Annotated in this window: 17 protein-coding genes, 1 tRNA gene and 2 pseudogenes; 18 read left to right on the forward strand and 2 right to left on the reverse strand. The window is 70.0% G+C overall.

Annotated elements, in window-relative coordinates:
• Positions 1–30 precede the first annotated feature (30 nt).
• The 17 genes and pseudogenes from LNW71_RS17110 to LNW71_RS36970 all read left to right on the forward strand — a co-directional run.
• Positions 31–384 carry an STAS domain-containing protein gene (locus LNW71_RS17110; protein ID WP_003967428.1) on the forward strand — a complete coding sequence of 118 codons (354 nt, stop codon included), beginning with the start codon at positions 31–33 and terminating at the stop codon, positions 382–384.
• Positions 385–821: 437 nt separating this feature from the next.
• A complete protein-coding gene (locus tag LNW71_RS17115) occupies positions 822–1292 on the forward strand; it encodes an ATP-binding protein (RefSeq protein ID WP_250969019.1) in 471 nt (156 codons plus the stop codon).
• Between the two features lie 282 nt (positions 1293–1574).
• The gene (locus LNW71_RS17120) at positions 1575–4010 is read left to right on the forward strand and encodes a sodium-translocating pyrophosphatase (RefSeq protein WP_250969020.1); all 2436 of its coding nucleotides are present in this window, start codon (positions 1575–1577) and stop codon (positions 4008–4010) included.
• A gap of 279 nt (positions 4011–4289) precedes the next feature.
• Positions 4290–4934, forward strand: coding sequence for a small secreted protein (locus tag LNW71_RS17125; protein ID WP_250969021.1), 645 nt, complete (start codon positions 4290–4292; stop codon positions 4932–4934).
• A gap of 133 nt (positions 4935–5067) precedes the next feature.
• The gene (locus LNW71_RS17130; protein ID WP_285802142.1) at positions 5068–6603 is read left to right on the forward strand and encodes a class I SAM-dependent methyltransferase; all 1536 of its coding nucleotides are present in this window, start codon (positions 5068–5070) and stop codon (positions 6601–6603) included.
• Complete coding sequence (locus tag LNW71_RS17135) at positions 6600–7607, forward strand: helix-turn-helix domain-containing protein (protein ID WP_250969023.1); 1008 nt, start codon at positions 6600–6602, stop codon at positions 7605–7607. Before LNW71_RS17130 ends, LNW71_RS17135 begins: the two co-directional genes overlap by 4 nt.
• A gap of 146 nt (positions 7608–7753) precedes the next feature.
• Positions 7754–8305 (forward strand): annotated as a pseudogene (locus LNW71_RS17140) (ABC transporter ATP-binding protein); the annotation flags it as partial.
• Positions 8306–8927: 622 nt separating this feature from the next.
• Complete coding sequence (locus tag LNW71_RS17145) at positions 8928–9719, forward strand: ABC transporter permease (RefSeq protein ID WP_308294569.1); 792 nt, start codon at positions 8928–8930, stop codon at positions 9717–9719.
• A 150-nt stretch (positions 9720–9869) separates the two neighbouring features.
• A complete protein-coding gene (locus tag LNW71_RS17150; protein WP_250969025.1) occupies positions 9870–10664 on the forward strand; it encodes an ABC transporter permease in 795 nt (264 codons plus the stop codon).
• Positions 10665–10964: 300 nt separating this feature from the next.
• On the forward strand, positions 10965–11162 hold the full coding sequence (locus LNW71_RS17155; RefSeq protein WP_250969026.1) for a hypothetical protein: 198 nt from the start codon (positions 10965–10967) through the stop codon (positions 11160–11162).
• 347 nt (positions 11163–11509) lie between these two features.
• Complete coding sequence (gene topA, locus LNW71_RS17160) at positions 11510–14374, forward strand: type I DNA topoisomerase (protein ID WP_250969027.1); 2865 nt, start codon at positions 11510–11512, stop codon at positions 14372–14374.
• A 475-nt stretch (positions 14375–14849) separates the two neighbouring features.
• The gene (gene tmk, locus LNW71_RS17165) at positions 14850–18143 is read left to right on the forward strand and encodes a dTMP kinase (protein ID WP_250969028.1); all 3294 of its coding nucleotides are present in this window, start codon (positions 14850–14852) and stop codon (positions 18141–18143) included.
• 455 nt (positions 18144–18598) lie between these two features.
• Positions 18599–19804: a DNA polymerase III subunit delta' gene (locus tag LNW71_RS17170; RefSeq protein WP_250969029.1), complete on the forward strand. Its 1206-nt coding sequence runs from the start codon at positions 18599–18601 to the stop codon at positions 19802–19804.
• A gap of 143 nt (positions 19805–19947) precedes the next feature.
• The gene (locus LNW71_RS17175; protein ID WP_250969030.1) at positions 19948–21492 is read left to right on the forward strand and encodes an alpha/beta hydrolase; all 1545 of its coding nucleotides are present in this window, start codon (positions 19948–19950) and stop codon (positions 21490–21492) included.
• A 119-nt stretch (positions 21493–21611) separates the two neighbouring features.
• A tRNA-Thr gene (locus tag LNW71_RS17180) sits at positions 21612–21685 on the forward strand.
• Positions 21686–22250: 565 nt separating this feature from the next.
• Entirely contained in the window at positions 22251–22673 is a 423-nt protein-coding gene (locus LNW71_RS17185) for a hypothetical protein (protein WP_250969031.1), read from the forward strand.
• Between the two features lie 26 nt (positions 22674–22699).
• Positions 22700–22886 (forward strand): annotated as a pseudogene (locus LNW71_RS36970) (IS30 family transposase); the annotation flags it as partial.
• A 64-nt stretch (positions 22887–22950) separates the two neighbouring features.
• On the opposite strand, the gene LNW71_RS17190 reads toward LNW71_RS36970, so the two are convergent.
• Complete coding sequence (locus tag LNW71_RS17190) at positions 22951–24075, reverse strand: hypothetical protein (protein ID WP_250969032.1); 1125 nt, start codon at positions 24073–24075, stop codon at positions 22951–22953.
• Between the two features lie 622 nt (positions 24076–24697).
• Here LNW71_RS17190 and LNW71_RS17195 point away from each other — a divergent pair.
• Positions 24698–24796 (forward strand): hypothetical protein, encoded by a 99-nt coding sequence (locus LNW71_RS17195; protein WP_250969033.1) that lies wholly within the window; start codon positions 24698–24700, stop codon positions 24794–24796.
• A 251-nt stretch (positions 24797–25047) separates the two neighbouring features.
• Here the strand turns inward: LNW71_RS17195 and LNW71_RS17200 are convergent, their stop codons facing one another.
• Complete coding sequence (locus tag LNW71_RS17200; protein WP_250969034.1) at positions 25048–25638, reverse strand: TlpA disulfide reductase family protein; 591 nt, start codon at positions 25636–25638, stop codon at positions 25048–25050.
• Between the last annotated feature and the right edge of the window lie 51 nt (positions 25639–25689).

The following is a 25689-nucleotide window of genomic DNA, read 5'->3' on the forward strand; positions in this document are numbered from 1 at the left end:
ACCGCTCGATAGCAAGGTGCTGGAGGATCCGTGGACCTGTCCTTGTCGACTCGCAATGTGTCCGGCCCTGGTGGCGACCGTACGGTCGTCGAGGTCGGTGGCGAGATTGATGTGTATACCGCGCCCAAGCTGCGCGAGCAGTTGGTCGAGTTGGTGAATGACGGCAGCTACCACTTGGTTGTCGACATGGAAGGCGTCGACTTCCTCGACTCCACCGGACTCGGCGTGCTCGTGGGTGGCTTGAAGCGTGTTCGGGCCCATGAGGGCTCGCTGCGCCTGGTCTGCAACCAGGAACGCATTCTCAAGATTTTCCGGATCACCGGTCTGACCAAGGTGTTCCCGATTCACACCACGGTCGATGAGGCCGTCGCGGCAACCGACTGACGGCCGGCCTGCGGTCGGACCGGCTCCAGAGCCGGTCCGGCGGCATCCGGTGCGACCGCAGTCGGTGCGGCGACAGCTTCGAAGACAGCCGGCCGGGGTGACGTGATGGCAGCGGTTCGTCGGTGGCCGGTTCTTTCGGTGGCCGACGTCCGACGCCTGTCCGTCACCCGTTCGGCGGTAGTCGGCTGATCAATTTGTCAGCCGCTGCTCACACGAGTTCCGTCAGCCGTCAGCCGTCAGCCGTCAGCCGTCAGCCGTCAGCCGTTCGGCGGCAGCGGGCCGGGCGCTGTCCGGACGGCATCCGGCGGGCGGGTATCCGGCGGATGGCGGGCCGGTGCGTCGGCCGTCGGCTTCCGGAGAGAGCTCGGAGAGAGCCAGGAGTGCTGGGCCACAGGCCCGGTTCCTGGGATGCACACACGTACGTTCGAGGGGATCGCATGGCCACCGTTGAACTCCGCTTCAGCGCCCAGCCCGAACACGTCAGGACGGCCCGCCTCGTGGCGGCTGCCGTGGCGCGCCGGGCCGGTGTCGATGAGGCCGTGCTCGACGAGGTCAGACTCGCCGTGGGGGAGGCCTGCAGCCGTGCGGTCGGGCTGCACCGCAGCCACGGCATCACCGCTCCCGTCACGGTCGTCCTGATCGAGGAGGAGAAGTCCTTCTCCATCGAGGTCGGCGACGAGGTGCCGGGTCCGGGCAGTGACGGGGCCGTGCCCGGTGGGTCCGGCCGCGACGCCACGCCCGGGGTGGGACCGGATGAGCCGGAACCCGACGCCGAGGGCGACGGCGAGGACGAGATGGGCCTCGCGGTCATCAGCGGCCTGGTCGACGACGTGGAAGTCAGATCCGGCGCCGACGGCGGCGTGATCCGGATGAGCTGGCCGAAGACGCCGGTGACGGTACTCCCCTGAGGTGACACACGTCCCGGGACGGTTCGGCCGCCCCGGCGGCGTAGTCGGCCCCCTTTGATCAATTCTCCGAGGCCCTGCTGAGCAGGGCCTTTTTCGTTTCTGCCTGATCAATGATCTCCGGAAAATGCGTCTGCCCCATTACTGCATTCGGTCCAATCGGCGAAGGTGATCAATTGCCGTTCGGTGGATGAAGGTCAATTACATTTACCGCGCACTGTTTTGATCGTGTTCCGCTACCTACAATCCGTCCACGTCTTGAGCGCTGAGCGTCAAGGAGGACGTATGGCGGGGTTCGGCACCACACCACTGGCAGAACTGACGCAGTTTTCCGCACTTTCCGACCCACCCACCACTCTCGCAGCGGCGGTGCTCACCGATGACAACCGCGTCATCGTGATCGTCGTCGCGGTCGTCGCCGTCGCGGCGCTGCTGGTCGCGCGGCTGCTGGCACGCCAGGTACTGGCGGCCGGTGAGGGCACCGATCGCATGAAGGAGATCGCGGCGGCCGTCCAGGAAGGCGCAAATGCCTATCTGGCCCGGCAGTTGCGTACGGTCGGCATCTTTGCCGTCGTGGTCTTCTTCCTGCTCCTGTTGCTTCCGGCCGACAACTGGTCGCAGCGCGCGGGCCGTTCGGTGTTCTTCCTGGTGGGTGCGCTTTTCTCGGCGGCCACCGGATACATCGGTATGCGTCTCGCCGTACGGAGCAATGTGCGGGTGGCCGCCGCCGCGCGTGAGGCGACTCCCGCGGAAGGTGAACCGGAAAAGGATCTCACCGCCGTTTCGCACAAGGCAATGAAGATCGCATTCCGTACCGGCGGCGTGGTCGGAATGATCACCGTCGGCCTCGGGCTTCTGGGAGCTTCCTGCGTGGTGCTCGGCTACGCCGCCGACGCGCCCAAGGTGCTGGAGGGCTTCGGGCTCGGGGCGGCACTGATCGCGATGTTCATGAGGGTCGGCGGGGGCATCTTCACCAAGGCGGCCGATGTGGGCGCCGACCTGGTGGGCAAGGTCGAACAGGGCATCCCGGAGGACGATCCGCGCAACGCCGCCACCATCGCCGACAACGTGGGCGACAACGTCGGGGACTGTGCGGGAATGGCCGCCGACCTTTTCGAGTCGTACGCGGTGACGCTGGTTGCCGCGCTCATTCTCGGCAAGGCCGCCTTCGGCGACGCGGGACTGGCCTTTCCCCTGATCGTGCCGGCGATCGGCGTGCTCACCGCGATGGTCGGCGTCTTCGCGGTCGCCCCGCGGCGCAGCGACCGCAGCGGGATGACCGCCATCAACCGCGGATTCTTCATCTCGGCGGTCATCTCGCTCGTGCTGGTGGCCGTGGCGGTCTTCGTCTACCTGCCGTCCTCGTACGCGGACCTGGACGGCGTCACCGACGCGTCCATCACCTCGCACGGCGGCGATCCGCGGATCTTCGCCCTGGTCGCCGTTGCCATCGGCATCGTGCTGGCTGCCCTGATCCAGCAGTTGACGGGCTACTTCACCGAGACCAACCGGCGCCCCGTCATGGACATCGGCAAGTCCTCACTGACCGGACCGGCCACCGTCGTACTCGCCGGTATCTCCATCGGTCTGGAGTCCGCCGTCTACACCGCGCTGCTGATCGGGCTCAGCGTCTACGGAGCGTTCCTGCTCGGCGGTACGTCGATCATGCTGGCGCTCTTCGCGGTGGCGCTGGCGGGCACCGGGCTGCTCACCACCGTCGGGGTCATCGTCGCCATGGACACCTTCGGGCCGGTCTCCGACAACGCTCAGGGCATCGCCGAGATGTCCGGCGATGTCACCGGCGCCGGCGCGCAGGTCCTGACCGACCTGGACGCCGTCGGCAACACGACCAAGGCCATCACCAAGGGCATCGCCATCGCCACGGCCGTCCTCGCGGCAGCGGCGCTCTTCGGCTCCTACCGGGACGCGATCGCCACTGCGGTCGACGACGTCGGCGCCTCGGCCGGGGAGATGGGGCTGAGCCTGGACATCTCGCAGCCCAACAACTTGGTGGGCCTGATCCTCGGTGCCGCTGTCGTCTTCCTCTTCTCCGGCCTCGCCATCAACGCGGTGTCCCGGTCCGCCGGGGCCGTGGTCTACGAGGTGCGGCGGCAGTTCCGCGAGCACCCGGGGATCATGGACTACACCGAGAAGCCGGAGTACGGGCGCGTCGTCGACATCTGCACCAAGGACGCGCTGCGCGAGCTGGCCACGCCCGGCCTGCTGGCGGTGCTGGCACCGATCGCCGTCGGTTTCAGTTTCGGGGTGGGGGCGCTCGGCTCGTATCTCGCCGGCGCGATCGGCACCGGGACGCTGATGGCGGTCTTCCTGGCCAACTCGGGCGGTGCGTGGGACAACGCCAAGAAACTCGTCGAGGACGGCCATTACGGCGGCAAGGGGAGCGATGCCCATGCCGCGACCGTCATCGGTGACACGGTCGGCGACCCGTTCAAGGACACGGCCGGGCCTGCGATCAACCCCTTGCTCAAGGTGATGAACCTGGTGGCGCTGCTCATCGCGCCCGCGGTGGTGCAGTTCAGCTACGGCGAGGACGCGAACGCCTGGGTGCGTGCGGTGGTGGCGGTGCTCGCCATCGGGGTCATCGTCGGCGCCGTCTACGTCTCCAAGCGGCGCGGCATCGCCGTGGGGGACGAGGGAGGCTCCGGCGGCGAGGGCGGGGACAGTCCCGCCAGGCCGGCGGACCCGGCAGCCATCCAGTGAGCCGGACGCCGGAGGGCGACCGCCTCCGCTAGACAGCGCGAGGCCAAAGTGCGGGCGGGCGAGGCATCCTGATGCGTCGTCCGCCCGTTGACACGTCCGAACGAGTGCTTGTTCGGTCGGGTGTTCCCGTGCGCAGGGGCCGTGCGGGTGAGTTGTATCTCCCTCATTTTGCTTGGTGCAAATGGCTGCAAAAGACTACTCATCGGACGCTGGGCACCCGGATGGAGGGCGCTCGGCGTGTAAGTTCCGGGGCCGAGAGCCTTGGAAGGGACCAATCCGGTGAACAAGAAGCTTGCGGCCGCGCTGTCCGGCGGTGCGGTACTGGTACTTACGCTGTCGGGCTGCAGCGACGACAGCGACAACAAGGTGAACGACTGGGCCAAGAAGGTCTGTGACCAGGTCCAGCCCCAGCTGCAGAAGATCGCGAACGCCAACGCCTCCATCCAGCAGCAGACCGCTGACAACAGCAAGCCCGCCGACGTCCAGGAGACCGACTCGGCTGCCTTCCAGCAGATCTCGAAGGCCTACAAGGCGCTGGGCTCAGCGGTCGACTCGGCGGGCCCTCCGCCGGTCGACGACGGCGAGACCACGCAGAAGGAGGCCGTGAAGGAGCTCAACGCCTCCTCCGTGGCGTACGCGGATCTGCAGAAGAAGGTCGATGATCTCGACACGAAGGACCAGGCGAAGTTCGCCGACGGCCTCAAGGACATCGCGGACGAGCTGAACAAGATCAGCACCAACGGGGACCAGGCGCTGAAGAAGCTTCAGTCCGGCGAGGTCGGAACCGCGATGGCCAAGCAGAAGGGCTGCCAGAAGCCGACGGCATCGGCATCCCCGTCAGCCGGTTCCTCGAAGTCGCCGTCGAGTGACTCGAAGGGCTCCGCGGAGGCGTCCCCGTCCGCCTCGCCCAGCAAGAAGTCGTAACCGGGCAGCCCCCGGCCACGGCCGCACACCCCGAACGAGCAGCTGTACGACCGCGGACCGGCGGGCGTACGACCGGCCCGGCGGCCCATGGTGGGCCGGCGGGCCGCTGCCGTTGTCAGTGGGAGCCGCCACAATGGGTCATGTGAGTAAGACCAGCCTTCCCGCACCCGACCATGCGACCCGGCTCCGCGAAGCCCTGCTCGCCGCCGCTTTCACCGCCGACGGGCTCCTCGACCTGCTCGGTGCGCCCGCCTACGCCGCGCTCGCCCGCAGCGAGACCGTTCCGGCGCTGCGTGCCACCCGGGGGGACGCGCCGCTCGACACGCTGGTGCGCCTCTTCCTGCTCCAGCGCCCGGTTCCGGCCGGGCGGGCGGCTGCCGTGCTGCCGCTGCCGGAGTGCGTGGCCGACGGCTGGCTGACCGAGGCGGACGGCGAGGTGCGGGCGACCGTCGACGTCCGGCCGTACGGCGGGCCGGACGGCCAGGACTGGTTCATCGTCTCCGACCTGGGCTGCGCCGTCGGCGGCGCGGGCGGCATCGGCTCGCACGAGGAGGGCGTCGTCCTCGGCATCGGCGGGGCGTCCACCACGCTGGCCGGGATCACCCTGCGCAAGCCGGTCGCCTCCGCCCTCGACGTCGGTACGGGCTCCGGCATCCAGGCGCTGCACGCCTCGCAGCACGCCACCCGGGTCACCGCCACCGACCTGAACCCGCGCGCGCTCGACTTCACCCGGCTCACCCTCGCCCTGTCCGGCGCCGCCCCCGCAGACCTGCGCGAGGGTTCCCTCTACGAACCCGTGGCCACCGAGACGTACGACCTGATCGTCTCCAACCCGCCCTTCGTCATCTCGCCGGCCGCCCGCCTCACCTACCGTGACGGCGGCATGGCCGGCGACGACCTGTGCAGGACCCTCGTGCAGCAGACCGGTGACCGGCTGAACGAGGGCGGCTACGCCCACTTCCTCGCCAACTGGCAGCACACCGAGGACGAGGAGTGGCAGGACAGGCTGCGTTCCTGGGTGCCGCGCGGGTGTGACGCCTGGATCGTGCAGCGTGAGGTGCAGGACGTCACGCAGTACACCGAGCTGTGGCTGCGCGACGGCGGCGACCACCGCACGGACCCCGCCGAGTACGCCGCGCGTTACGACGCCTGGCTGGACGAGTTCGAGGCCAGTGGGACAAAGGGCGTCGGCTTCGGCTGGATCACGCTGCGGAAGTCCGCCGCGGCCGCCGCAGGGAACCCCTCGATCGTGATCGAGGAGTGGCCGCACCCGGTGGAGCAGCCGCTCGGCCCGGCCGTCGAGACGCACTTCGCCCGGCAGGACTATCTGCGGGAACAGGACGACGCGGCGCTCCTGACGGGCCACTTCGTCCTCGCCGCCGAGGTCGTGCAGGAGCAGGTCGGGCTGCCCGGCGCGGAGGACCCCGAGCACGTGGTGCTGCGTCAGAACCGAGGTATGCGACGCGCGACGAAGGTCGACGCGGTCGCCGCCGGATTCGCCGGCGTGTGCGACGGGTCATTGCCTGCGGGCCGGATCCTGGATGCCATCGCCCAGCTGATGAACGAGGACCCGGTGCTGCTGCGCGACCGCACTCCGCAGGCGATCCGGCTGCTGGTCGAGGAGGGCTTCCTGGAGCCGCTGCCCCCGGCCGGCCGGGCTGCCGGATGATCCGTATCGAGCTGGACGAGGCGTCGCTCGGCGCGACGCGGATCGCGATCAGCCCGCTCTGGGACGCCTTCTGCAGCCTGCACCTCACGATGCCGCACCGCGCTCCTTCACGGCCCTACCAGGAGTGGGTGGTGCGCGCCCGTGAGGTGCTGCGGGAGGACGACCGGACGCATGCGCTGCGACTGCTGATCGACGGCCCGCTGAGCTTCCCGGACTTCCTGCTGCCCCGGCCGGTCGGCGCCACTTCGGTCGAGGCGGAGCTGGAGACGGTCCGGGCCACACCGGCCGCCGCCGTACGGGCCGGCGTCGCCGAGCACTATGCGGGACTTGAGGACCACCCCCACGTACGGCCGTATCTGGTGGATCCCGAAGCGGCCTGCGCGGCGCTCGCGGACGCGTACGCGGCCTACTGGGAAGGCGCGATGGCGGCCCACTGGCCCACCATGCGCCGACTCGTCGAGGACGAAGTCCTCATCCGGGCAAGGACCTTCGCCACCGAAGGTGTCGACGCGCTCTTCACCGGCCTGGAGAGCCGCGCCAGATGGACCCCGCCCGTCCTGGAGCTGACCAAGCACATCGACGCGGACTACCGGGCGGGTGAACGGCGGCTCCTGCTCGTGCCGCTCGTCTTCGCCGAGGGCTGCCGGCTCTACTCCACCGACGACCCCGAGGTCCTGACGGTCTCCTTCCAGGCCCGTGGGGCGGGGGCCCTGCGCGAAGTGCCCTCGGAGCGCCCCGAGAGCGGCGACCGGCTCGGGCTGCTGCTCGGGCGGGGCCGCGCCTCGGTCCTGCGGCAGCTCGGCGGACCGCTCACCACGGCCGGGATATCCGACCGGCTGGGCCTCGCGCCGAGCACGGTCTCGGAGCATCTTTCGGTCCTCGCGGAGACGGGTGTCGTCACCCGGCACCGGATCGGCCGCAGCGTGTACTACCAGCTCACCGACACCGGCCGGGCCCTGCTCGCCCTGCTGTCCGGGGAGGACGTGCTGCGCGCGGTGTCCTGAGGGGGCGGCGCGAAACGGTGCGGAGGGCCGGCGGAGGGCCGCCGGAGGGAGCAGGTTGCGGGCCACGGGCGGGGCGTGGTCGGGGACGATTCGGCGGCCACCGAATCGATGGCGGGCGCGGCATCGCCGCGCCTAGCGTGCCCGCCATGCTTGCGATCGAGGCGGAGAACCTGCGCCGCACCTACACCAGCCGGACCGGCTTCCTGCGTCCGCGCCGTACCGAGACCCTGGCCGTGCGGGGGATCACCTTCGAGGTGGCGCGCGGCGAGCTCTTCGGGCTCCTGGGCCCCAACGGCGCGGGCAAGACCACCACCATCAAGATGCTCAACACCCTGTTGCTGCCCACCTCCGGCACAGCGCGGGTGCTGGGCCACGACGTGGCGTCCGACCCCGTCGCCGTGCGCCGCCGGATCGGCTACGTCTTCGGCGGCGACCGGGGCCTGTACGACCGGCTCTCCGCCCTCGACAATCTGCGCTACTTCGCCGAGCTGTACGCCGTCGAACCCCGCGAGCAGAGGCGGCGGATCGCCGAGCTGCTCGATCTGGTGGGCCTCACCGGCCGGGAGAAGGAGCGCGTCGAGGGGTACTCGCGCGGGATGCGGCAGCGGCTGCACATCGCGCGCGGCCTGCTGCACCGCCCCGATGTCCTCTTCCTCGACGAACCGTCCATCGGGGTCGACCCGGTGGCCGCGAGGGACCTGCGCCGCACCGTCTCCGATCTGCGGAGTGGTGGCACCACCGTGCTGCTGACCACGCATTACATGGCCGAGGCCGACGAGCTGTGCGACCGGATCGCGGTCATCGCGGGCGGCACGATCCGGGCGCTGGGCACTCCGGACCGGCTCAAGTCCCGGGTCCAGGAGCGCGGCATCCTGGAGATCGAGGCGTACGGGGCGGACGACGAGCACCTCGATCGCATCCGGGACCTGCCGGGCGTGCACGGTGTGGCCGCCGAGGACCGCGGCAGCCGACAGGCCGTCATCGTGCAGACGGAGCCGGGCGCCGAGCTGCACGCCCAGGTGCTGGCGGCGCTGGACGGCGTCCGCGTCGGACGGGTCGTCACGCGTGAACCCACGCTGGAGGATGCCTATATCGCGATCGTCGAGGAGGCGCAGGCGGAGGAGGAGGCGCAGGCGGAGGCGGAGGACAGTGCCCGCCATGCGGACGGGGACTACCCCGGAGGCCCCGGGGTCTCGATCAGCCGGGCGAACTCGCCGAGAGGCCCGGCCCCGCCGAGAGCGCCGGCCCACTCGCGGCCGTCCGGCCAGCTCAGGCCGCCCGTTCCACCGACGGGTCCGCGGCATGAGCGGCATGAGCGGCATGACCCCCGCCCGGGCGCTGCGCTTGACTGCCGTCGGAGTGCGCACCCATGTCTCGTACATGAGCCGTTCACCGATCGAAATCACCTTCGCCGTCCTCGTGCCCCTGGTGTACGCGACCCTCTCCGTCTATCTGTTCCGCGCCGCAGACGACTCCGACCGGCTGCTCACGGCGGCCGTCGGAGCAGGGCTGATGGGTATCTGGTCCTCGGTGCTCTTCGGGTCGGGCGGAGCCGTGCAGAACCAGCGCTGGCTCGGCACGCTGGAGACACTGGTCGCCTCGCCCACGCCACTGTCGCTCGTGCTGCTGCCGATCACCCTGGCCACCGCCGTCATCGGCACGTACTCCATGGGGGCGACGGTGATCTGGGGCGCCGTGCTGTTCGACGTGCCGCTCGACTTCTCCCACCCGCTGCTGTTCCTGGCCGCCGTACCCGTGTGTGTCCTGTCGCTCGGGATGATGGGGCTGCTGCTCGCCGCCACGTTCGTGCTGCTGCGCAACGCAAACGCGCTCGCCAACCCGCTGGACGCCCCTGTGTGGCTGCTGTCCGGGATGCTCGTGCCCGTCACCGTGCTGCCCGACTGGACGCGTCCGGTCTCCTGGGCGCTGCCCACCACCTGGGGTTCGCGGGCGGTGCACGCGGCGACCTCCGGGGGCGCGGGAGCCAGTGAGGTGCTGGTCCCGATGGCCGTGGCTGTTGCCCTCGGCACGCTGTACGCGCTGGCAGCCGTCCTGGTCCTCGGGCGGGTCGAGCAGCGCGCGCGTGCCGCCGCCACCCTCTCTCTCGCCTGAACCCAGGAGTCTCCCCGCATGCCTGTCAACACACCGGCCCCGGCTGCCCCGGACCCGACCTCCCCAGACCCCGCTGCTCCGGACCCGGCTGCCCCAGGGAGGGCTGTCCCGGATCCGGCCGTCCTCGCGGGCCCGCTGCCTTCACCCGGAGTGCGGCGGAGGATCGCTTCCGCGGCGCGTCTCGTCGTGATCGGCGGTGCCCTGTCCTACCGGGCGCTCTTCAACTGGACGACGCCGCCCATGTTCGTCGGCACCCTGCTGGTCGGGCCGCTGCTGCAACTTCTCTTCTTCGTCTTCCTGGGACGTCAGCTCCAGGTCGCCGACGACCGCTTCTACCTACTCGGCAACGCCGTCGTCGCCGCCTCCACCGCCTGCGTCTACGGCGGCACGATGGCCATCGCCAACGAACGCCGCTACGGGACGCTGGGTGCGGTGCTCCTGAGCCCTCGGAGCCGTGCTCCGCTCTGGTTCGGGCGTGCCTTGCCGTACGTACTGAACGGCCTTGTCATCAGCGTCTTCACGCTCGGATCGGCCTGCCTCCTGCTCGGTCTGCGGATTCCGCTTGGCGCTCTGCCGGGGCTGGCCGCGGTGCTGCTCGCCGCATCGGCGGGGTGCTCGGCGTTCGGTCTCGCGCTGGGGGCACTGGGGCTGCGCTTCCGTGATGTCTTCCTGATCTCGAACGTGGCGAGTTCCGTACTGCTGCTGCTGACCGGTGCCAACGTCCCGAGGGAGAACCTTCCGGAGTGGATGCGCGCCGTCGGGGGCGTACTGCCGATGACCCACGCGGCAGAAACCGCACGTGAGTTGAGCGTCGGCGCCGGACTCGACGGTCGGGGGATCGCTGCCGAACTGGCCATAGGCGCCGGGTACGCGCTGCTTGCCGTCGTGCTGCTGACGGTGTTCGAACGTGGCAGCAGGCGGCGAGCGACGCTTGACGTGATGTGAATCAGGCCATCGCCGGCCGGGCGTCCGGGAGACCTGTTCTCGGCGGGTCCCTGCTGTTCACCCTGGGTTCGCGTCGGCGACGTTCCGCGGTGGGAGCCTCCCCCGGAAACGACACGGCGGGAAGCCGTGCGACACGGAAGCGGTACGGACCGCAGGCGCGGCACCGAGCCGTACGACGCGGCACCGACCGTGTGACGTGCGGCGCGGACCCGGGCACCGGCCGGCTCCGCGCCGCACGTCCCGGTCCGCCCGCCCCGCGTGCGCCCGGTCCGCGCCGGGGGAAACGAGAGGCGTACGGGTATGGAGAGCGGACCTGCGGTCTTCGCCGGAACTGCGTTCGCGCTGTTCGGTGCCGCACTGCTGTGGTGGACGGGGGCGCGCACGCTCCGACGTGCGCCGGTGGCGCACGGGGTGAGCCCTGTCGTCTCCACCGCACTCGCCACCGTGTTCGGCGTACTTTTCCTCGTCCTCGGAGTGTGGTGCCTCACTCGCATCTGAACCCGCTTCCGAACGCGCATCCGGGCTCACCTCCGGACCCCCGGACCCACCCGGCTCCCGGGCAGGGCCGGGAACACGCCCGGACTGTCCCCACTCCGCCCCCGGTACCCGCAGGGCAGCCACAGCGCCCCCGAAACCCGCAGGCAGCCGCCCTGCGGACAGCGGACCGAGCGGGCCGGGCGGCAGGAAAGGCGGAAGTCGGGTTACCGTTCGAGTGGCCGTTGCGGGCTTTTGCCGTTTGACACGGGGGCGGGTTGTACCGTCACACTCCGCAGCGACAGCACAGTCGGCAGCGCCATCGCGCTGCCCTGGTGCCCACCGAGCGTCGACCGGAGAGAAGAGCGAAGTTGTCCCCGACCAGCGAGACCGCACAGGGCGGCCGCCGACTCGTCATCGTCGAGTCGCCTGCCAAGGCGAAGACGATCAAGGGCTATCTCGGCCCCGGATACGTCGTCGAGGCGAGCGTCGGGCACATCCGCGACCTCCCGAACGGCGCGGCAGAGGTGCCGGACGAGTACACCGGTGAGGTACGCCGTCTCGGCGTCGACGTCGACAACGACTTCCAGCCCATCTACGTCGTCAACGCCGACAAGAAGTCCCAGGTCAGGAAGCTCAAGCAGCTTCTGGCCGAGTCCGACGAACTCTTCCTCGCCACCGATGAGGACCGCGAGGGCGAAGCCATCGCGTGGCACCTGCAGGAAGTGCTCAAGCCCAAGGTCCCGGTCCACCGGATGGTGTTCCACGAGATCACCAAGGAAGCGATCCGGGCCGCCGTCGCCAACCCGCGCGAGCTCAACCAGCGCATGGTCGACGCCCAGGAAACCCGCCGAATCCTCGACCGTCTCTACGGCTACGAGGTCTCGCCGGTCCTGTGGAAGAAGGTCATGCCGCGGCTGTCCGCGGGCCGTGTCCAGTCCGTCGCCACCCGCCTCGTCGTCGAGCGGGAGCGCGAGCGCATCGCCTTCCGTTCCGCCGAGTACTGGGACCTGACCGGCACGTTCGCGACCGGTCGCAGCGGTGACGCCTCCGACCCCTCGACGCTCACGGCCCGCCTCAGCGCGGTCGACGGGCGCCGCATCGCCCAGGGCCGTGACTTCGGTCCGGACGGGCAGCTCAAGGCCGGTTCCGCCCAGACCCTGCACCTGGACGAGACGAACGCCCGCGCCCTGGCCGCCGCGCTCGCCGACTCCACGTTCGCCGTGCGGTCCGTCGAGTCGAAGCCGTACCGCCGTTCCCCGTACGCCCCCTTCCGTACGACGACCCTCCAGCAGGAGGCGAGCCGGAAGCTGGGCTTCGGGGCCAAGGCCACCATGCAGGTCGCGCAGAAGCTGTACGAGAACGGCTTCATCACCTACATGCGTACCGACTCCACGACCCTCTCGGACACCGCGATCACCGCGGCCCGTGCCCAGGTCACGCAGTTGTACGGAGCCAATTACCTGCCGGACAAGCCGCGCACCTACGCCGGCAAGGTCAAGAACGCGCAGGAGGCGCACGAGGCGATCCGCCCCTCCGGGGACCGCTTCCGCACCCCCGCCGAGACCGGCCTGACCGGCGACCAGTTCCGGCTCTACGAGCTGATCTGGAAGCGGACCGTCGCCTCCCAGATGAAGGACGCGGTCGGCAACTCCGTCACCGTCAAGATCGGCGGCCGGGCGAGTGACGGCCGCGACGCCGAGTTCTCCGCCTCCGGCAAGACGATCACCTTCCACGGCTTCATGAAGGCCTACGTCGAAGGCGCCGACGACCCGAACGCCGAGCTCGACGACCGTGAGCGCCGGCTGCCGCAGGTCGCCGAGGGCGACGCGCTGTCCGCCGACGAGGTCTCGGTCGACGGCCACGCGACCAAGCCGCCGGCCCGTTACACCGAGGCCTCGCTGGTCAAGGAGCTCGAAGAGCGCGAGATCGGCCGCCCGTCGACGTACGCCTCGATCATCGGGACCATTCTCGACCGCGGCTACGTCTTCAAGAAGGGCACGGCGCTCGTCCCGTCGTTCCTGTCCTTCGCCGTGGTCAACCTGCTGGAGAAGCACTTCGGCCGGCTCGTGGACTACGACTTCACGGCCCGGATGGAGGACGACCTCGACCGCATCGCACGCGGTGAGGCCAAGTCCGTGCCGTGGCTGCGGCGCTTCTACTTCGGTGCGACGGCCGGTGACGAGACGGCCGGTGCCGGAAAGGCCTCCGACGCCGGCAACGGCGACGGCGACCACCTCGGCGGGCTCAAGGAGCTCGTCACCGACCTCGGCGCGATCGACGCCCGGGAGATCTCCTCGTTCCCCGTCGGCAACGACATCAAGCTCCGGGTCGGCCGGTACGGCCCGTACATCGAGCGCGGCGAGAAGGATTCCGAGGGCCACCAGCGCGCGGACGTCCCCGAGGAGCTGGCGCCCGACGAGCTGTCCGTCGAGTACGCGGAGGAGCTGCTGGCCAAGCCGAGCGGCGACTTCGAGCTCGGTGCGGACCCGGAGAGCGGGAACCAGATCATCGCCAAGGACGGGCGCTACGGCCCGTACGTCACCGAGGTGCTGCCCGAGGGCACCCCGAAGACCGGCAAGAACGCGGTGAAGCCGCGGACCGCTTCGCTCTTCAAGTCGATGTCGCTGGACACGGTGACGCTGGCCGACGCGTTGAAGCTGATGTCGCTGCCGCGCGTCGTCGGCGAGGACGCCGAGGGTGTCGAGATCACCGCGCAGAACGGCCGCTACGGCCCGTACCTGAAGAAGGGCACGGACTCGCGGTCGCTCACCTCCGAGGACCAGCTCTTCGACATCACGCTCGAAGAGGCACTGGCGATCTACGCCCAGCCGAAGCAGCGCGGCCGGGCCGCCGCCAAGCCGCCGCTGAAGGAACTGGGCACGGACCCGGTGAGCGGGGCGCCGGTGGTCGTGAAGGACGGTCGCTTCGGCGCGTACGTCACCGACGGCGAGACGAACGCGACGCTGCGGTCCGACGACAGCGTCGAGGAGATCACGCCGGAGCGCGGCTACGAGCTGCTCGCCGAGAAGCGTGCCAAGGGTCCCGCCAAGAAGAAGACGGCAAAGAAGGCCCCGGCCAAGAAGGCGCCCGCGAAGAAGGCGACCACGGCGAAGAAGACCGCGGCGAAGACGACCGCGAAGAAGACGACTACGGCGAAGAAGTCCGCGGCGAAGAAGACGACGACGGCGGCGAAGAAGACTGCTTCCGCGGCGTCCACGTCCACGGAGGAGTGACCTCACCGGGTTGTGAACGCCGAGGTTGTGAACGCCGGACGGGCTGGAGAGATCTCCAGCCCGTCCGGCGTTTTCGGGGTTCGGAGGGTTTGCGGTGCGGGTGGGGCGGGTGGTGCGGTGCGCTTGTGATGCGGGCGTGGGGTCGGCGGGGGCGCCTGCGGCGGGCCTTGTCCCCTCCCCGCCCCTTCCCGTAACCGGGGCTCCGCCCCGGACCCCGCTCCTCAAGCGCCGGAGGGGCTGTGGGTGTCCCGCTCCTCAAGCGCCGGAGGGGCTGGGGGTGTCCCGCTTCTTAAGCGCCGGAGGGGTTGTGGGTTGAGCTGTCGGCGGGGTGGGGCGAGAGGCTGGGGGATGAGCTGTCGGCTGGGCTGGGTGTGGGGTGTTGCCCTGGGGTGCTGGGTGGGTCGGTTCCGTGGGCGGCGACCGTATGTTCGGACGCGGCCCCCGGGCACGGGGTTGCTCCCGATAGGCTGGGCGGATGACGCGAGCCGAGCAGCCAACGGTCGTGAGCCCCACCTCCGACACACTTGCCGCAGACTCACGCGAGCGCGCCGTACGAGCCCTGTTGCGTGTTCCCCCGCTGAAGCGGTTGTGGAGCGCCCAGCTCGTCGGCGGTATCGGCGACGCACTCGCCCTTCTCGTGCTGGTGTTGCTGTCGCTGCAAGCGGCGGTCCTTGAGGGCTCACTCGGATCCGGATACCGCGGGGCGGCCTTTGCCGTCGCCGCCGTGTTCGGCGCCCGGATTATTTCCACCTTGCTCTTCGGAGCCGTACTCCTGGGTCCGCTGACGACCCTGACGGGGCCGGGAGGGCCCGTCGACCGGCGGTGGCTGATGATCGGGGCCGACGGGCTGCGGCTCGCGCTGCTGGTCGTCGCCCCCCTGTGGATCGACTGGATGCCCGACAGGGCACTCATGATGATCCTGATCACCGTCTTCGTCACCGGTGCCGGCGAACGCCTGTGGAGGGTAGCCAAGGAGAGCGCCGCTCCCGCGCTGCTGCCCGCCCCGCCCATCGAGGGCGCCGCCGTGCGCCCGCTGCCGGACCACCTCGACGCTCTTCGCCGGCTCTCCCTGCGTACCGACTTCGCGGTCGTCCCGGCCGCCGCGGCCGTACTGCTGGTGGCCACACTGATCGGGAATCTGCTGGGCTCGGGCCTGGACTGGTTCTCCTTCCACCAGGCGGCCCTCGGGTCCTACGTCGCCGCGGGGCTCTTCTCCGCCTCCATCTCCACCCTGTACTTCCTGGAACTGCCCGGTTCGCCGACGCCCCGTCCGCGCTCGCCGCTGGAAGGGCTGCGCAGGCCGTCCGCCGGCAGCGGACCGGACAAGGGCCGAACCGGTGCCGTCCCGCTGATCGTCGGGACCTGCGCCGCGGTGGCCGGAGCCATTGCGGCGGCGGGCGCCGTCGCCGTACTGCACGCCACCGATCTGGGCGGCGGACCCGCCACCCTCGCGCTGCTGGTCCTCGCGCTGACCGGCGGCACCGGCGTCGGTATCCGCACCGCCCGGAAGGTGCTGCCGGCCCTGTCGCGGCGGCGCCTGCTCTCCCTGGCCACCGCTGTCACCGGAGTCGCGCTCCTGGCGATGGGCCTGGTGCCGGACACGGCCACCGTCGTGCTGATCGCCGTGCTGGCCGGATACGCGGCGGGCGTCGCCGCGAACACCGGCCATGTACTCGTCGATCAGGAGACCGAGGAATTCCGCCGGTCCAGGGCCACCGAACACCTCCAGGCCCTCGTCCGGGTCCTGATCGCGCTCGGCGCGGTCGGCGGCCCGCTGCTGGCCGCCGCCATCGGCACCCACCGGCTGACGGCCGGTGACTTCGTCTTCGCGCACGGCGGAGCCGCGTTCACCCTGATGCTGATCGGCGCCCTGCTGCTGCCGGTCGCCGCGATCGTCCTCGCCAAGACGGACGACCGTGCCGGAGTGCCGCTGCGCCGTGATCTGCGCGAGGCGTTGCGCGGCGGCGACCCGTCCGTCGCCCCCGCCGCCACCGGTTTCTTCCTCGCCCTGGAGGGCGGCGACGGGGCCGGCAAGTCCACCCAGGTGGAGGCGCTCACCGAGTGGATCCGGGCCAAGGGCCACGAGGTCGTGGTCACCCGCGAACCGGGAGCGACCCCGGTCGGCAAGCGGCTGCGTTCGATCCTGCTCGACGTGTCGTCGGCCGGACTCTCCAACCGCGCCGAGGCGCTGCTGTACGCCGCCGACCGCGCCGAGCACGTCGACTCGGTCGTGCGTCCGGCGCTGGAGCGGGGCGCGATCGTCATCTCCGACCGCTACATCGACTCGTCCGTCGCCTACCAGGGCGCGGGCCGCGATCTCGCGCCGACCGAGATCGCCCGGATCTCGCGCTGGGCGACGAGCGGGCTCGTACCGCATCTGACGGTCCTTCTGGATGTCTCTCCGGAGACCGCGAGGGAACGGTTCACCGAGGCGCCCGACCGGCTGGAGTCCGAGCCGCTCGAATTCCACAACCGGGTGCGGTCCGGCTTCCTGACCCTGGCCGCGGCCGACCCGACGCGCTACCTCGTGGTCGACGCCGGCCAGGAGCCGGAGTCGATCACCACGGTCGTACGTCACCGGCTCGACCAGCTCCTCCCGCTCTCCGAGGCCGAGGTCAAGGCCGTGGAAGAGGCGCGCAAGGCCGCCGAGGAAGAGGCCAGGCGCCTCGCCGAGGAGGAGGCCGCCCGCAAGGCGGAGGAGGAGCGGCTGGAGCGCCAGCGGCAGGAGCAGCTCGCCAAGCTCCGCGCCGAGGAGGAGGAGCGCAAGCGCCGCGAGCTGGAGGAGGCACGCCGACGCGAGGCCGAACGCCAGGCGGAGGAGGACCGGCAGCGCGCCGAGGAGGCCCGTCGGCTCGCCGAGGAGGAGCGGGTCCGGGTCGAGGCCGAGGAAGCGGCCCGCGAGGCCGAACAGGCGCGGCTGCGCCGCCAGGCCGAGGAGGAAGCGCGGCTGCGTCAGGAGGCCGAGGCACGGCGTCTGGAGAAGCAGCGCAAGGCCGAGGAGGCGCTGCTGAGGGCCGAGGCGGCCCGCCGCCAGGCCGAGTCGGAGTCGGCCGCCGCGGCCGAGACCGCGCGGGCGGAGGCTGCCGCGGCAGAGGCGGAAGCGGCTGCGGCCGCCGCCGAGGCCGAGGCGGCCGCCAGGGCTTCCCGGGCGTCGTCGCGGTCCACCCGGTCCACGCGGTCCGAGCCGTCCGAGTCGTCCGTGCCGGACAACGAGCTGACGGTGCCGACCCCTCTCGTCAGTCCGAACGAGATCACGCAGCCGGTGCCCTCCCCGGTGGAGCCGTCGTCCGGTTCCACCCGGTCCCGGTCCTCGTCCGCGACCTGGCCCTCCGACGAGGCCGAGACGGCGATGATCCCGAAGATCACCGACCCGTCGGAGCGCCCCGGCAGGCGGGACACCGCAGGTGCGGCGGACGAAACGGCGGTGCTTCCGCCGGTACGTGACGCGGGACGTGGATCCGCACGGGACGCCGATCCGGCCGACCGGGTACCGCGGGGCATCTTCCGGGACGAGAGCCCGGCCGACTCCGCACCGGAGGGTGAGAACGAGCGCACCCGCGAGCTCCCGCAGGTCCCGGACCCGCACGCGGCCCAGCAGCCGGTCCAGGGCCGGCAGGAGAGTTCCGGCAGGTCCTCTCGGCGGCCCCGCCCCGACTGGGCGGAGGAGACCCCGCTGGACGATCTGCCGACGCTGGCGGACGAGCTGCTCGGGGACCACGACGACGAGGGCCCGTCCAAGCCGGGCCGCGGACGCCGCCCGCGCCGCTGATCCGGTCGGTACCTGCCGGCCGGAGAGCCGGCAGGTACCGGGAGTCCTGGGGCGCCTGGCTTCCCGTTACGCGGGGGAGGCCCGGCGCCCCGGGGCGTCTGTAGGTCACCCGGTACACGGACCCAGGGGACCGGGCCACCCGGCCACACACGGACCCAGGGGGCCGGGCCATCCGGCAACCTCGCCATCCGGCCATCCGTCCTGTCGGGATTGTCAGACCCGTCCCTCACAATGGGAAGCCGGATCGACGGGTTCGACAGGTTGGACAGGTCGGGTTCGACAGGGTTGGACAGGTCGGGTTCGACAGGTTCGACGGGTTTCGACAGGAGTCACGGCGAAAGCTGTGACGAAGGCCATCGAGGGCTTCGAAGGCCAGGACAAGAGCCACAGAGAGTCGCGCTGCCCTCCCATGGGAGGGCAGCGCGACCCGCACACCACCGGAAGGGCGGAGACCCATGTCCGTATGGGACGACCTGGTCGGCCAGGACCGGGTGCAGGAGCAGCTCGGCGCCGCCGCCCGGGACGCCGACGCGCTGGTCACCGCCATCTCCACGGGAGAGCCGGTGCCTCCGGGCTCCAAGATGACGCACGCCTGGCTGTTCACCGGACCGCCGGGCTCCGGACGGTCCACCGCCGCCCGGGCCTTCGCCGCCGCTCTGCAGTGCACCAGCCCGGACCGTGCCATGGGCGGGGCGCCGGGCTGCGGTTTCTGCGACGGCTGTCACACCAGCCTCATCGGTACGCACGCCGATGTCGACGTGATCCGCACCGACCTGCTCTCCATCGGTGTGAAGGAGACCCGCGAGCTTGTCCGCCGTGCCCAGCTCTCCCCGGCCGTCGGGCGTTGGCAGGTGATCGTCATGGAGGACGCCGACCGCCTCACCGAGGGGGCCGGCAACGTCCTGCTGAAGGCGGTCGAGGAGCCCGCGCCCCGCACCGTGTGGCTGCTCTGCGCGCCCTCACTCGAAGACGTGCTGCCCACGATCCGTTCCCGCTGCCGTCACCTCAGCCTGCGCACGCCGTCGGTCGACGCGGTCGCCGACGTCCTGATCCGGCGCGACGGCATCGACCCGGAGCGGGCCGCGGCCGCCGCCCGCGCCACCCAGGGACACATCGGCAGGGCCCGCCGCCTCGCCACGGACGAGCGGGCCCGCTCCCGCCGCGCGGCCGTCCTCAAAATGCCGCTGCGCGTCGAGGACATCGGCGGCTGTCTCAAGGCCGCGCAGGAACTGATCGACACCGCTACGGACGACGCCAAGCAGGTCTCCGAGGACGTGGACGTCAAGGAGACGGACGACATGAAGGCCGCACTGGGCGCGTCCGCCGGCGGCAGGATGCCGCGGGGCACGGCCGGGGTGATGAAGGAGCTGGAGGACAGGCAGAAGCGTCGCAAGACCCGCACCCAGCGCGACAGCCTCGACCTGGCACTCACGGAGCTGACCGGCTTCTACCGCGATGTGCTCGCGCTTCAGCTGGGCTCGCGGATCGCCATCGCCAACGCGGACGCCCAGGACTCCCTCGACCGCGTCGTCCGCTCGTCCACACCCGAGCGCACCCTGCGCCGGATCGAGGCGGTGATCGCCTGCCGCCGGGCGCTGGACCGCAACGTCGCCCCGCTGCTCGCGGTGGAGGCCATGACGATGGCGCTGTGGTCGGGCTGACGTAACGCGTCCGACGTCGGCCGCCGGCCTGTCGGTCACCACCCGCCGCCCGCCGATTCGCCGGTCAAGGGCCCAGGCGCCACGGATTCACCCGAATGAGCAGGGAATCGGACGAGTCGTCACACGGCGGCTACGCTCCGGGAATGGACACCAGGCGCCCGCTCCGTACCCTCGCCATCGCGCTCGGCACTGCCGGCCTCCTCATCTCCGGTTGTAGTAACGGGAGTTCGACGACGAGCGCCTCGTCCTCCGCGCAGACCGCCTCCGCTTCCCCCGTGCCCGCGGCACTGAAGAAGTTCTACTCACAGCGCCTCAGCTGGCGGGACTGCGGTGTCACCGGATTCCAGTGCAGCACGATGAAGGCGCCGCTCGACTACGCGAAGCCGGACGGCGCCGAGATCAAGCTGGCGGTCTCCCGGAAGAAGGCCACCGGGCCGGGCAAGAAGATCGGCTCGCTCCTGGTGAATCCGGGCGGGCCCGGCGGGTCGGCCATCGGCTATCTCCAGGGCTACGCCGCCATCGGCTACCCCGCCCAGGTGCGGGCCCGCTACGACATGGTCGCCATCGATCCGCGCGGGGTGGCACGCAGCGAACCCGTCGAATGCCTCACCGGCTCGCAGATGGACGCGTACACCCAGGTCGACCAGACGCCGGACGACGCCGTGGAGGTCACCAAGCTCAGCGGCGCGTACAAGAAGTTCGCCTCGGGCTGCGAGCAGCGCTCCGGGGAGGTCCTGCCGCACGTCTCCACTGTCGAGACGGCGCGTGACATGGACATCCTCCGTGCCCTGCTCGGTGACGATCAGCTGCACTACGTCGGGGCCTCGTACGGCACCTTCCTGGGCGCGACGTACGCCGAACTCTTCCCCGCCCGGGCCGGCCGGCTCGTCCTCGACGGTGCGATGGACCCCTCGCTCCCGTCGGTCGAGATGAACCGCGACCAGACCGCGGGGTTCGAGACCGCGTTCCAGTCCTTCGCCGCAGACTGCGTGAAGAAGGCGGACTGCCCGCTCGGTACGACGTCCGCCGCCGACGCGGCCACCCAGCTGAAGAAGCTGTTCAGCGACCTCGACGCCAAGCCCATCGCCACCGGCGAGTCCCGCAAGCTCGGCGAGTCCCTCGCCACCACGGGTGTCATCGCCGCCATGTACGACGAGGAGGCCTGGCCCCAGCTCCGCGAGGCGCTCACCGCAGCCGAGGCGGGCGACGGCTCCGGTCTGCTCTCGCTGGCGGACAGCTACTACGAGCGCGAGCCGAACGGCACGTACGCGAACCTCATGTACGCCAACGCGGCCGTGAACTGCCTCGACCTCCCGCCCGCCTTCAAGACCTCCAAGGCGGTCACCCAGGCCCTCCCCACGTTCGAGAAGGCCTCCCCGGTCTTCGGCAAGGGCTTCGCCTGGGCCTCCCTGAACTGCGCCTACTGGCCGGTCCGCGCCACCGGCACCCCGCACCGCATCAAGGCCGAGGGCGCGGCCCCGATCGTGGTGGTCGGCACCACCCGGGACCCGGCCACCCCGTACAAGTGGGCGAAGTCGCTGGCCGGCCAGCTCTCCTCCGGCACCCTCCTCACCTACCAGGGCGACGGCCACACGGCGTACGGCCGCGGCAGCGACTGCATCGACACGGCGATCAACACCTACCTCCTGGAGGGCACCCCGCCGAGCGACGGCAAGAAGTGCTCCTGAGCTCACCGATCCGTGGCCTGACCTGCGACTACGCCGCTGCAGCGGGCTGGTGCGGAGCACCCTCGGAAACTGTGTAGACTTGGCGTCGCTGCTGATCGCATCATGGTGCGACAGGGCGTGCCGCCTTAGCTCAGTTGGCCAGAGCAACGCACTCGTAATGCGTAGGTCTCGGGTTCGAATCCCGAAGGCGGCTCTGTAGAAGCCTCAGGACTCACTCGCCGTGACCTGGGGCTTTTGCTTTTCCTGGATGCGCCGGCGACGCCGGGCGCGGACCCCGCGAGTGTGGTGCCGGCCGTCGTCGATCCCAGCTTCTACGAGCAACTCTTTGAACTCCTCGTAGTCGGCGCGTGGGTCGAGCAAGCGTCCGTCCGGCCGCGAGAAGGCGACGTCTTACTCCGCGGCAGCTCGGCAGCTGTGGCTCGCATCTCGTGTAGCTGCGCCATGTGGTCATGGAGAAATCAGCGGCTGCCGACCTGATCGCCGCTTCGGGCCGCGAATCGTACAGCGCGAACACGTCCCCTTTGAACTCCGGCGGATAGTTCTTCATGACCACGAGATGTCCGTTCTCGGATCACCAGGATCCAGTGTCTCGTCTGTCCGACATCCGGGGGGCAACGCCCGATTGGACCTTCCTGATGCCGACGCCGACAGCCCATTCGGCATTGACCAACGGCGTCGAAGTTGCGCCCGGGCCCCTTGCGTTGGGGCGGGGTGGGCCCGGGGCGGGGGGAGCCGGGGCCGAGGGTACTGTGGGTTTCGTGATCGATACTGTTCGGGGGTCTGCTGTGGTGCCGGTCAGGCGTGTGGTGCTTCCGCTGGTCATCTGGGTGGCCGTGGTGCCGTGGCTGCTCGCTACGGGGACGACCATGCTGTGGGGGTTCTCGCAGGAGCCGGACGGGCTGTTCTTGACGTTCGGCACCCGGCTGGCACTCGTGCCGCTGCTGCTGGTAGGTGAGGTCGTCGGCGTGGTGGCGGCCTTCCGACGCTATGACGGTCTCCGCTCCGAATTCTGGCCGGGAGCCGGTCTGGCGTTTGCTCTTCTGGCGCTGTTCACCGTGATGGCGGTGGCCGCTACGTGGGGCGAGTGGGGCGGGATGCTGTTGATCTGGGCCCTGTACACCGGCTACGTGTTCTTCGTGTTCGTCTTCGGCGGGATGGCCTGGAAGAAGGTCTTCGCCTAGGCCGCGCTCTTGAAGAAGATCACGCAGCCAGCCCCTGGCAGCACGAGAACACGAACGGCTTGCGGGCAGCATCCCCAAGGGCGCCGACCTGGCAGCCCACACCCTCCACGACCTGGCGACCGCCCGGCGGACGTCAACGGCCGCGCACGCAGAACGCCCGGCTGGGAAACCCCAGCCGAGCGCCTCGCTAAGCTCCTGGCCACAGCCAGTTGATCACCTGTGTGGCAACGGCCCTTGGAATTCGCCGTGCGCCGGGGGCCTTCCTCATGCTTGGCTGCTACTTGTACTTGCCGTAGTAGCCGGTGAGGTTCGTCAGTTCGCAGGTGGCGGCGCCGACGAGGCACAGCGGGGAAGCGTACTTACTCTTGTGGACCCAGGTGACGTGTCCGCCGTTGTAGATGTAGATCTCGTGGTTGGGCATTTTCCGGTGGTTGCCGGAGCGGATTTCCCAGCCTCCGCGGGTGATGTGGAACGTCAGGGCGCCGTCGATGGCTCCCTTGACCTTGGCGATGCCGCCGCAAAACGGGTTGGTGGAGTGGGTGACCATCCGGATGTCGGCGTATCCGGAGCCGGCGCCGAGCTTCTTGACCTGCATGTCCTTGGCGCTGGCGGTCTTCTTGGCTACCAGCTTGTGGTTGGACTTCTTGTAGACGTGGGTCGCCTTGACGGAGGTGTATCCACTGACCTTGCGGCTCTTCCAGGTGATGACGGCGGACTCGGAGGTGCGGTAGCGGGAACTCTTCCAGTCGAAGCTGCGGTTGTCGCCGCCGTAGACGTACTTTTTGCCCCAGTACTTGCACGCCTTGGGAATGGGCTGGTCTATGTACTTCTGGGGTATGAACGTCGTCCACGTCAAGGTGGTGGTGGCCGACGCCTTGGCGGCCTCGGCCTGGGCGATGGCGGTGCGCTGGACGGCTGCCGCCTTGGTCTTGCCGTGGTCGACCTCGGGCACGGCGACGGTGAGGCCCCAGGTGCGGGCGGCGGAGGTGTCGCCCTTGAGCTGGGGGATGATCCGGTACTGGTAGGAGGTGCCGGCGCTGGCGGTGGTGTCCTTGAAGGTGGCCTGGCCCGGCTTGGAGGTGGTGAGGGGGGTTTCGTCGCGGAGGATGGTGTAGCGGGCGTTGGCTGTGTACGGCTTCCAGGACAGTGTCACGGACCCCGGAGCGGCCGTGGAGGTCACGCCGCGGTCGGCCAGGGCGTTGTTGACGAGGGCGGCCTGGCCGCCGCTGGTGCGGCCGATGCTCAGGTGCTGTTCGGCGAGGTCGGAGCGCTGCTGGGCGCTCAGGGGTGCCGACTGGCCGGGGGCGTCGTCGGCGTGGGAGGCCACCGTGGTGGTGGCGAGAAGTGCGAGGGGAAGGGCGGCGAGGGCCGCCACGCGGGGCACGGATGCGCTGACACGCACGTGGTTCTCCGTTCATTGGGTGGGTGCGGAACGTGCCTCAGTGCTTCTTGTCGAGTTCGGGGGCGCCCCGGCACTGGGTCTTGGTGCTCATCGACTTGCCCGCGACGTAGATCTCCGTCTGGGACTGTCGGAGGGTGATCTTGTTGCCGGACTGGGTGGACGTGATGGCCAGGCCCTTGCCGGACTAGGTGAAGCCATTCATGGACAAGTAGCGGTCCACGTGGCGTCCGACCGTTCTACGAGTAACGGACTCCCCGTAGAGGCAAATTGGGTCGGGGCCCCCTCACCATAGAGTTTGGGTGGCGGGGGTGCCTATCGTCTAAAAGGGAGCCTTGCAGGTGGGAGGAAAGGGCAGTTGGGGCCGGCGGAATCTGGGATGCCGTGAACCCATTGCGTCGGGGTGTGGTGTCTGCGGAGCTGGATAAGTGGTTGCCGCACCGTGCGGGCCGGAGAAGGACGCTCTCTTGCCCCAGAACCCCCTGCCCGCGACACACCTGCTCGGCGGCGCGGAAGAAGAGCTCCATGCGCTCATGGCGGAGCGAACGCGTCCTGCGGAGATACCACCCTCGTCGTCCTGACGGTCGAGGAAGCCGCCCGCCGCACCGGCATCGGCCGGACGAGGGTGTACGAGTACGTCGCCTCCGGCGAAATCTCGTCCGTCAAGATCGGCAGTCTCCGCCGCAATACCCCCGCGGCGGTGAGCGAATTTCTGGCCCGGTGACTCAACTCGGGCGACTTCGCGGCTGGCCTTGGCGGGGGAAGACACGGCAAAACCGACAGCTGAACGGCACCTCTTCGGTTCTCCAGGGCAAGGACGGCCGTCGGCGCCGGCACGGCTATGTCACCGACGGAGTCAAGAACGACGGCAAGTCTGAGCACTGCCGAAGCGGCCGCAAGACCCGTGCGGAGACCGCCAAGGCCGTACTCGAGCTTGAGTGCCGACGCGACAAGGGGGCGGCTGTCGTGGAGCGGCTACTTTTCTGATGAAGCAGGCTCCTTCTCCTTCAGCATCAGGTCGATGATGCCGGTCAGGTCTTCCTCGGACACCGCGCCACGGACGGCCCCTGCGACCTTTCCTGAGCGGTCGATGACCAAACTGAAGGGCAGAGCCTGTGCGTTCACCACGCCGTGGGGCAGCTTGAGAAACTGTTTTCCCGCCGGGTCGTGCAGGCTCGGGTAGGACAGTTTGTGGTCACGTTGGAACGCCAGGGCGTTATCCACGCTCTGCTCGGTGTTGATGCCCAGGATCTGTACCCCCTGGTCCTTCAGCTTCCGTTGAGTGCGGTCCAGCGCCGGAGATTCCAGGCGGCAGGGGCCGCACCAGGAAGCCCACGCGTTGACGATGACGACCTTGCCCCGGTAGTCGGGCAACCGGGTCGCTTTCCCGTCAAGCGACTTGCCCGAGAAGTCGGGAGCAGCAGGGCGTTCGGCGACCGGAATGCTGCGGAACAACGGCTGCGCTTTGAGGGGTTGCTCGGTTGAGAGCGTGTCCGGGGTGGAACACCCGGTCAGGGCAAGAGCGGTCATGGTCGTCCACAAGGCCCCGCGAGAAATCGTCTTCATGATCGTTCAGTATCCCAACCCTGTTGCCGGGGGCGGCAGTCGGGTGGCGGC

The organism is Streptomyces sp. RKAG290 (genome assembly GCF_023701695.1).
In the GTDB taxonomy this organism is placed as follows: domain Bacteria; phylum Actinomycetota; class Actinomycetes; order Streptomycetales; family Streptomycetaceae; genus Streptomyces.

Excerpts from the sequence above, each read along its gene's own strand:
- LNW71_RS17115 (WP_250969019.1), top strand. The coding sequence starts at position 822 with ATGGCCACCGTTGAACTCCGCTTCAGCGCCCAGCCCGAACACGTCAGG.
- LNW71_RS17120 (WP_250969020.1), top strand. The coding sequence starts at position 1,575 with ATGGCGGGGTTCGGCACCACACCACTGGCAGAACTGACGCAGTTTTCC.
- LNW71_RS17130 (WP_285802142.1), top strand. The coding sequence starts at position 5,068 with ATGGGTCATGTGAGTAAGACCAGCCTTCCCGCACCCGACCATGCGACC.
- LNW71_RS17135 (WP_250969023.1), top strand. The coding sequence starts at position 6,600 with ATGATCCGTATCGAGCTGGACGAGGCGTCGCTCGGCGCGACGCGGATC.
- LNW71_RS17145 (WP_308294569.1), top strand. The coding sequence starts at position 8,928 with ATGACCCCCGCCCGGGCGCTGCGCTTGACTGCCGTCGGAGTGCGCACC.
- LNW71_RS17155 (WP_250969026.1), top strand. The coding sequence starts at position 10,965 with ATGGAGAGCGGACCTGCGGTCTTCGCCGGAACTGCGTTCGCGCTGTTC.
- tmk (WP_250969028.1), top strand. The coding sequence starts at position 14,850 with ATGACGCGAGCCGAGCAGCCAACGGTCGTGAGCCCCACCTCCGACACA.
- LNW71_RS17170 (WP_250969029.1), top strand. The coding sequence starts at position 18,599 with ATGTCCGTATGGGACGACCTGGTCGGCCAGGACCGGGTGCAGGAGCAG.
- LNW71_RS17175 (WP_250969030.1), top strand. The coding sequence starts at position 19,948 with ATGGACACCAGGCGCCCGCTCCGTACCCTCGCCATCGCGCTCGGCACT.
- LNW71_RS17200 (WP_250969034.1), bottom strand. The coding sequence starts at position 25,638 with ATGAAGACGATTTCTCGCGGGGCCTTGTGGACGACCATGACCGCTCTT.